The organism is Limosilactobacillus sp. DJ3M12, from assembly GCF_947381695.1.
Classification (GTDB): domain Bacteria; phylum Bacillota; class Bacilli; order Lactobacillales; family Lactobacillaceae; genus Limosilactobacillus; species Limosilactobacillus kinnaridis.
In genome coordinates this window covers 1-242 of the sequence record NZ_CANCWY010000077.1, presented here as the reverse complement: position 1 = coordinate 242, position 242 = coordinate 1, and the positions used below count along the sequence as shown (strand labels likewise).

Genomic DNA, 242 nt, shown 5'->3' with positions numbered 1-242 from the left:
AATTGCTGATTATCAAGATCACTATATGCGCAATAAGCAACGTTGTGGCCGAAAACGTACTCAGTTGTCACTGGCTGAACTCACTTATATCAACGACAAAATTGCCCAGGGGTGGACGCCTGATACCATTATTGGGCGCGCTGAGCGCCCAATTAGTTGTAACCAGCGAACTCTTTACCGGATGTTTGAACGTGGCCAGTTCGGCTTCGATGTCCGTTCCTTGCCGATGCGAGGTAAGCGGC

The 242-nt window shown here is 49.6% G+C and carries 1 pseudogene; it reads left to right on the top strand.

Going from position 1 to position 242, the window contains the following annotated elements:
- Positions 1–242: pseudogene (locus QOS06_RS10790) on the top strand (IS30 family transposase); the annotation flags it as partial.